4 protein-coding genes and 1 pseudogene are annotated in these 4,589 nt (G+C 68.3%); all 5 read left to right on the top strand.

Annotated features, from left to right (window positions below; translation table 11 throughout):
- Window positions 1-576: pseudogene (locus AC062T_RS03065) on the top strand (hypothetical protein); the annotation flags it as partial.
- Between the two features lie 62 nt (window positions 577-638).
- Window positions 639-1,652, top strand: coding sequence for a Gfo/Idh/MocA family protein (locus tag AC062T_RS03060; RefSeq protein ID WP_476027283.1), 1,014 nt, complete (start codon window positions 639-641; stop codon window positions 1,650-1,652).
- A 44-nt stretch (window positions 1,653-1,696) separates the two neighbouring features.
- Entirely contained in the window at window positions 1,697-3,442 is a 1,746-nt protein-coding gene (locus AC062T_RS03055) for a D-alanyl-D-alanine carboxypeptidase (protein ID WP_476027281.1), read from the top strand.
- 39 nt (window positions 3,443-3,481) lie between these two features.
- Window positions 3,482-4,060, top strand: coding sequence for an isochorismatase family protein (locus AC062T_RS03050; RefSeq protein WP_476027279.1), 579 nt, complete (start codon window positions 3,482-3,484; stop codon window positions 4,058-4,060).
- Window positions 4,061-4,169: 109 nt separating this feature from the next.
- Window positions 4,170-4,589: CoA transferase subunit A (locus AC062T_RS03045; protein WP_476027277.1), on the top strand; the 420-nt coding region annotated here is incomplete at its 3' end.

Raw genomic sequence — 4,589 nt, 5'->3', positions numbered from 1 at the left:
GAGGCACTCGAGGCTGACCTCGACACCGCGGCGGCCGCGCGCCGAGCGGCCATCGAGCTGGTCGGAGGCAGCTGCCCGTCCCCGGTCTCGGGCGCAACGGCATCCGTGGAAACCCGCACCGCCGGCGACGGAGTCATCACGGGCACGACAAGCGACGATCTGGCGGACTTCGCAGCCGAATACAACGAGATCCGCATCGCCAACTGCCTACTCCCGGTGCCCGCCGCCAACTTTCGCCACGACGACTGCATGCTCGACCGCCTCGTGTGGATGGCAGAAGACCCGAGCGACGACCCGCTGAGCGCATGGGGCCACATCGGCTCAGAGCGCAGCGACGGAGTGCCGAGCATCGGATGCGATGGCAATCTGGCCGGCGGAACCGGCGATAGCGGAGCATCCGTCGCCACCAAGTGGTGGGAGTCGCCCAAACACCAGCTCTCCCTGTACCAGCCCGACTACGCCGGAGCGGTCGCGGGAATGTGCGTCTTCTTCGCCGCCACCCACGGGGGCGTTGGCGCCACCATCGACGAACCGCAGACCTTCATGCGTGCTGCCGCCCGCTGGGCTAGCTGCTAACCGACTCCACCGGTAGCCTGGACGCCACGACGCCCCGACGGGGCGGGAAACGGGAGTCGGCAATGTCGCTGCGCTGGGGAATATTGGGGCCGGGCGGCATCGCTCGCGCACAGACTAAGGATCTGATCGCGAACGGTTTTGACGTTGTGGCCGTCGGCTCGCGGCGGCTCGAATCTGCAGAAGCCTTCGCCCAGGAGTTCGGCATCCCTCGAGCCCACGGCAGCTATGCGGAGCTGGTCGCCGACCCCGAGGTCGACGTCGTCTATGTCGCGACCCCGCACACCTTCCATGTGAGCGCGGCCCTCCTCGCGCTCGAAGCGGGCAAACATGTGCTCGTGGAGAAACCCTTCACCGTTACAGCGGACGAGGCTCGGCAGGTCGTCGACCTCGCCGCGGAACGCGGGCTCGTTGTGCTCGAGGCGATGTGGACACGATTCTTGCCGCACATGGTGCGACTTCGCGAGATCATCGCGGCCGGCACGATCGGCGAAGCTGTGACCCTCATCGCCGACCATGATCAGTTGTTGCCGTCGGATCCGATGCACCGACTGCGCGACCTAGCGCTCGGGGGCGGCGCGTTGCTCGACCTGGGCGTCTATCCCGTGTCGTTTGCCCATGACCTGTTCGGTGTGCCGACGGGGGTGCTCGCCAGCGCAACCTTTACGCCAACCGGAGTCGACCGGCAGACCGCGATCATCCTCGAGTTCGGCGAGCGCAGGGCCGTGCTTCACACTGCGCTCGATACGCAGGGTCCCAACCGGGCATCCATCATCGGCACGAACGGCCGCATCGAGATCGACGCCGTCTGGTATTCGCCCACATCGTTTACGGTCTACGACTCTTCGGATGCTGTGATCGAGCGATTCGAGCGCGGTCAAGCAGACGATTCTGCCGCGGGCAGCAGGGGCATGCAGTTTCAGGCCTGGGAGCTCGAGCGGCTGGTTGCCTCCGGCTCGATCGCCGGCGACCTCATGCCGCCGGAGGGGTCTGTGCAGGTGATGCAGACTCTCGACGCTATCCGGCAGCGGATCGGCTTGGAGTACCCGGCAGCGGCGGGGCTGGCCTCCACGCTCTGAAATAACTTTCGCGGCACGGAGGTGCCCTCCATTACGATGAGCGGATGATCGAGCCGGGTCAGCCCCCAACCCGTCGTCAGGCCCGAGAAGCCCTGTCGCAGCATGCCCGCGGGCCTGCCGCCTCAGAGTCGCGCCCGGCAGAGGGATCTGCTGCCATGCGCCCGGGTGCGGGTGCCGGTGCGCGCGCGGGTGCGGCTGCGGGTGCAGCGAAGCTGGCGAGTGCGGCGTCAGCGGCTGCGCGGTCGTCGGCGCGCGGAGTCTCCGCGGCGGCCGCATCGGTTGTCGCTGCAGCGCGGTCGTGGGCGAGAAGCCCTCGGCATCTGCTCATGGCGGGGGCGGCCCTTGTGGTTGTCGTTCTCGCCGCCGCGGTCGTCATGGCAGGGGTGGGCTCGGGGCGGGCCTCGATGACTGCCCTCGCTGCGGTCGAGCCGGAGGCTTCCGCCCGGGTTGCCCCCGAGCTTGCGGCAGGGCCCGTTCGCCTGCGCACCTGCACGGTGGATACGTCGGAGCCAGCGCTGGCGGAGCTCGCAGCATCCGTTGTCTCCGTCTCGACGGGTGAACAACTTTTGGCCCGGGGAGATGGTGCCCCCGTCTCTACCCTTGAGCTTTCCAAAGTGGTAACCGCCATCGTTGCGCTGCAAGTGCTGGGGCCAGACACGCGCATCCCGACCAGGGTCTATGAGGGCAGCATCGCGGGAAGCGTGGTGCTGGTGGGAGGCGGAGACGCCACGCTTTCTGCCCTGCCATCGGGGGTCGAGAGTGTCTACGCGGGGGCACCGCGAATGAACGACCTCGCGGCCCAAACGACCGCAGCGCTCGCAAAGCTGTACCCGCCAACCCCCGTGCAGGAGGACGACGAAGACGACGATGGCCGCCGGGGTCCAGGGGGCAGGCCGGGGCCTAGGCCGTCTCCACCCCCTGCTCCCGCCGAGCCGGAGCAGCCCGCGTTTTCGATAACGCAGGTGATGGTCGACTCGACCCTGTGGAGCGGCGAACCCTGGGATGCGGGATGGGCGTCCGCCGAACGCACGGTCGGCACGCAGGCCAACATCACGCCGCTCATGGTCGACGGTGACCGGCAGGACCCCGCGGTCGTGACGAGCCCGCGCGGCGCGGACCCGGTCGCGTCGGCAGCGGCGGCGTTCATCTCGGCCCTAGGGCTTGGCAGCGGCACCGAGATCTCCACAGGGGCCGTTCTGCCGGATAGCCCCCTGCTGGCAGAAGTGTGGTCGCAGCCCGTGAGCGTGCTCGTCACCCAAATGCTGCAGCTCGGCGACAACACCCTCGCCGACATGCTTGCCCGCCTGGCGTCAACATCAGTGGGAAGCGACGGAACGGCGGCGTCGCTCGAGCAGGTCTATCGCTCCGTGCTCGGCGCCCTCGAGGTCGACACCGCCGCCCTTGTCATGAGCGACGGCTCGGGCCTCGACCCTGCCACGGTGGCCCCTCCCGAGGTGCTCGCCCGATTGCTCGCGGCGACCGTGAGCAACCCGGCCCTCGCGAGCATCACCGCGGCCCTGCCGGTCGCGGGTGTCTCTGGCACTATGGCGCCCCGTTTCGCCGGTGAACTGGCACATCTGCGCTCCACCTTCTCGGGGGTCGGCACCTCCACCGCGACGGCGGCAACGCTGGGCGGCATCCTCACGGCATCCGATGGAACGGTGCTCACGCTGTCGCTGCAGGCGACGGGTGCGGTGTCGCCAGAGACAAATCTCGCGCTTGAGCACCTGGTCGAGAAGATCTACGAGTGCGGCGACAACCTGTCGGGAGCCGTGCGCGCCTCGAACTAGCGGTGGTCGCTGCGAACCGCGCGAGCCTAGAATTGCCGCGTGACTCGCGCTCTTCTCATCATCGACGTTCAAAATGACTTCACCGAAGGCGGCGCCCTGGGCGTTGACGGCGGTGCCGCAGTGGCCGCCGGCATCACGCGGTATCTCGCGGAGCATCCGCAGCGCTACGACGCCATCGTTGCCTCGCGCGATTGGCACGATGCCGAGGGTGACAACGGCGGGCATTTTGCTACGGATGCTGCCCCAGACTTTGTCTCAACCTGGCCGGTTCACTGCGTGGCTGGCACGACCGGTGCGGAGTACCACCCCGACCTGGCTACGGGTTCCGTGACCGCCCACGTTGTCAAAGGACAGGGCGCTCCGGCGTATTCGCTGTTCGAGGGCGCGACGGAGGAGGGCGAGACGGCCGCGCAGCTTCTCGCCGACGCTGGGGTCACCGCCGTGGATGTCGTGGGCATCGCCACCGACTACTGCGTGCTCGCCTCCGCCCGCGATGCGCTGGAGGCCGGGCTCGAGGTGAGCGTGCTCACCGATCTGGTTGCCGGAGTCGCCGCAGAGTCGAGCGAGAAAGCTCTCACCGATCTGGCCGAAGCCGGGGCGACGATTCGGCATTCCTAGCGCGGCGCGGCGTGCCTCTATAGTTCGAAGAGTGCGCCATCCGCTCTCGCGGCCTTTGCCCGGGCGGTTCACGCGCACCGAGTGAGACGCTGTCAGAGAGGACTATGTCGTGGATAAAACGTGCGCATCCGCCGAGGAGGCGGTCTCCCAGATTCCCGAGGGGGCGAGCCTTGCCGTGGGAGGGTTTGGCCTGAGCGGCGTTCCCATGGCGTTGATCCGAGCCCTTCGAAACCAGGGAACCGGCGGCCTCGAGGTCGTCTCGAACAACTGCGGCGTTGACGGGTGGGGGCTGGGCGAGCTGCTCAGCGCCGGCCGCATCCGCAGGGTGATCGCGTCGTACATCGGCGAGAACAAGGAATTCGCCCGGCAGTACCTGGGCGGGGAGATCGAGGTTGAACTCACCCCGCAGGGCACGCTCGCCGAGCGGCTGCGCGCGGGAGGGGCGGGCATCCCGGCCTTCTACACGGCGACGGGAGTGGGCACGATGGTGTCGGAGGGTGGTCTGCCCTGGCGCTACGACGCCGAGGGC

The sequence above is a fragment of the Homoserinimonas sp. genome, from assembly GCF_056262345.1.
The sequence above is the reverse complement of the archived record's forward strand: the minus strand, read 5'-3'. Positions and strand labels throughout refer to the sequence as shown.

Excerpts from the sequence above, each read along its gene's own strand:
- AC062T_RS03060 (WP_476027283.1), top strand. The coding sequence starts at position 639 with ATGTCGCTGCGCTGGGGAATATTGGGGCCGGGCGGCATCGCTCGCGCA.
- AC062T_RS03055 (WP_476027281.1), top strand. The coding sequence starts at position 1,697 with ATGATCGAGCCGGGTCAGCCCCCAACCCGTCGTCAGGCCCGAGAAGCC.